Here is a 2,860-nt window from a genome sequence, read left to right as displayed (position 1 = left end):
ACCGATAGTGAACCAGTACCGTGAGGGAAAGGCGAAAAGAACCCCTGTGAGGGGAGTGAAATAGAACCTGAAACCGTATACGTACAAGCAGTGGGAGCCCCATCACTAAGTGCCTTTAGTGATGTGACTCACAAAGCAGTAATAACCAGTTTGATTTAACGTTAACGTTGACCTGCGAAGCAGCCAACGGTAAACCGCCAAAATCAAGCAGGGTGCTTAGTGATGGGGTGACTGCGTACCTTTTCGGAGCCGTAGCGAAAGCGAGTGTTAACTGCGCGTTTAGTTGCTAGGTATAGACCCGAAACCCGGTGATCTAGCCATGGGCAGGTTGAAGGTTGAGTAACATCAACTGGAGGACCGAACCCACTAACGTTGAAAAGTTAGGGGATGACCTGTGGCTGGGGGTGAAAGGCCAATCAAACCGGGAGATAGCTGGTTCTCCCCGAAATCTATTTAGGTAGAGCCTCGGACGAATTCCATTGGGGGTAGAGCACTGTTAAGGCTAGGGGGTCATCCCGACTTACCAACCCTTTGCAAACTCCGAATACCAATGAGAACTATCCGGGAGACACACGGCGGGTGCTAACGTCCGTCGTGGAGAGGGAAACAACCCAGACCGCCAGCTAAGGTCCCAAAATATTGCTAAGTGGGAAACGATGTGGGAAGGCATAGACAGCTAGGAGGTTGGCTTAGAAGCAGCCACCCTTTAAAGAAAGCGTAATAGCTCACTAGTCGAGTCGGCCTGCGCGGAAGATGTAACGGGGCTAAGCAATATACCGAAGCTGCGGCAGCATGTTTACATGCTGGGTAGGGGAGCGTTGTGTAAGTGGATGAAGGTGAGTTGTAAAGCTTGCTGGACATATCACAAGTGCGAATGCTGACATGAGTAACGATAATGGGAGTGAAAAACTCCCACGCCGGAAGACCAAGGTTTCCTGTCCCATGCTAATCAGGGCAGGGTAAGTCGGCCCCTAAGGCGAGGCAGAAATGCGTAGTCGATGGGAAACGGGTTAATATTCCCGTACTTATATAATCAGTGATGGAGGGACGGAGAAGGCTAGGCAAGCTTGGCGTTGGTTGTCCAAGTGAAAGTGAGTAGGCTAGTGACTTAGGTAAATCCGGGTCGCTCTTTAAAAGAGAATGCCGAGACACGAGACGAGCTCCCAAGGGAGTGAAGTTGTTGATGCCCTGCTTCCAGGAAAAGCTTCTAAACTTATGATTATATGAACCGTACCCCAAACCGACACAGGTGGTCAGGTAGAGAATACTAAGGCGCTTGAGAGAACTCGGGTGAAGGAACTCGGCAAAATTGTACCGTAACTTCGGGAGAAGGTACGCCTCTGTTTGTGAACACTTCGCGTGGTAAGCAAATGGAGGCCGCAGTGACCAGGTGGCTGGGACTGTTTATTAAAAACACAGCACTCTGCAAACTCGTAAGAGGACGTATAGGGTGTGACACCTGCCCGGTGCCGGAAGGTTAATTGATGGGGTTAGTTTTCGGACGAAGCTCTTGATCGAAGCCCCGGTAAACGGCGGCCGTAACTATAACGGTCCTAAGGTAGCGAAATTCCTTGTCGGGTAAGTTCCGACCTGCACGAATGGTGTAACCATGGCCACGCTGTCTCCACCCGAGACTCAGTGAAATTGAAATCGCAGTGAAGATGCTGTGTACCCGCACCTAGACGGAAAGACCCCGTGAACCTTTACTACAGCTTGGCACTGAACATTGAACCTACATGTGTAGGATAGGTGGGAGGCTTTGAAGCACAGTCGCTAGATTGTGTGGTGTGGACAGTGTCTGGTGGGTAGTTTGACTGGGGCGGTCTCCTCCCAAATAGTAACGGAGGAGCACGAAGGTTAGCTAATCACGGTCGGACATCGTGAGGTTAGTGCAATGGCATAAGCTAGCTTAACTGCGAGACAGACACGTCGAGCAGGTACGAAAGTAGGTCATAGTGATCCGGTGGTTCTGTATGGAAGGGCCATCGCTCAACGGATAAAAGGTACTCCGGGGATAACAGGCTGATACCGCCCAAGAGTTCATATCGACGGCGGTGTTTGGCACCTCGATGTCGGCTCATCACATCCTGGGGCTGAAGTCGGTCCCAAGGGTATGGCTGTTCGCCATTTAAAGTGGTACGCGAGCTGGGTTTAGAACGTCGTGAGACAGTTCGGTCCCTATCTGGTGTGGGCGTTGGATGATTGATGGGAGCTGCTCCTAGTACGAGAGGACCGGAGTGGACGAACCGCTGGTGTTCGGGTTGTCATGCCAATGGCATTGCCCGGTAGCTATGTTCGGAACGGATAACCGCTGAAAGCATCTAAGCGGGAAGCCGGCCCAAAGATGAGTCATCCCCGTTGTAAGGCGTTAAGCTAACCTGTACTAATTGCCCGAGAGGCTTAACCATACAACGCCCAAGAAGCTTTAGACTTCTGAGTGTTGTAGACAAGCTAAGCTCTGAAAAATGAGCAAAAAGTAGAGTGAAAAGTAGTTACTCACGATTGAATTGATATCCAGTTTTCTAGATTGTTACCCGTTTTTCCTGGCAGCCATAGCGATACGGTACCACCTGACTCCATTCCGAACTCAGAAGTGAAACGTATTAGCGCCGATGGTAGTGTGGGGTCTCCCCATGTGAGAGTAGGACACTGCCAGGTCCCATTAAAAGAAACCCGCCTAACGGCGGGTTTTTTGCGTCTGGAAGAAACAAAAAAATGGGGTCAGAGTACATTAATCCCCACTCCCCCAACAAAACCTCAAATTGGGGTCAGAGTCTGAGGGATCCCCACGAATTTAATTCCATGTGCCTGCGGTCCAGGCCCCGTCGACTATGGAGCTGTACCATTTGAGTGCAGTTTT

At 50.7% G+C, this 2,860-nt stretch carries 2 rRNA genes; both read left to right on the top strand.

Annotated elements, in window-relative coordinates:
- Nucleotides 1-2,408 (top strand): 23S ribosomal RNA (locus MHN02_RS21395); the annotation flags it as partial.
- 134 nt (nt 2,409-2,542) lie between these two features.
- A 5S ribosomal RNA gene (rrf, locus tag MHN02_RS21390) occupies nt 2,543-2,658 on the top strand.
- Nucleotides 2,659-2,860 lie beyond the last annotated feature (202 nt).

Origin of the sequence: Alteromonas sp. CNT1-28 (assembly GCF_022348345.1) — a bacterium.
GTDB classification, from domain to species: domain Bacteria; phylum Pseudomonadota; class Gammaproteobacteria; order Enterobacterales; family Alteromonadaceae; genus Alteromonas; species Alteromonas macleodii.
Note: the sequence above shows the minus strand (reverse complement) of the source record. Positions and strands in the feature narration are given on the sequence as shown.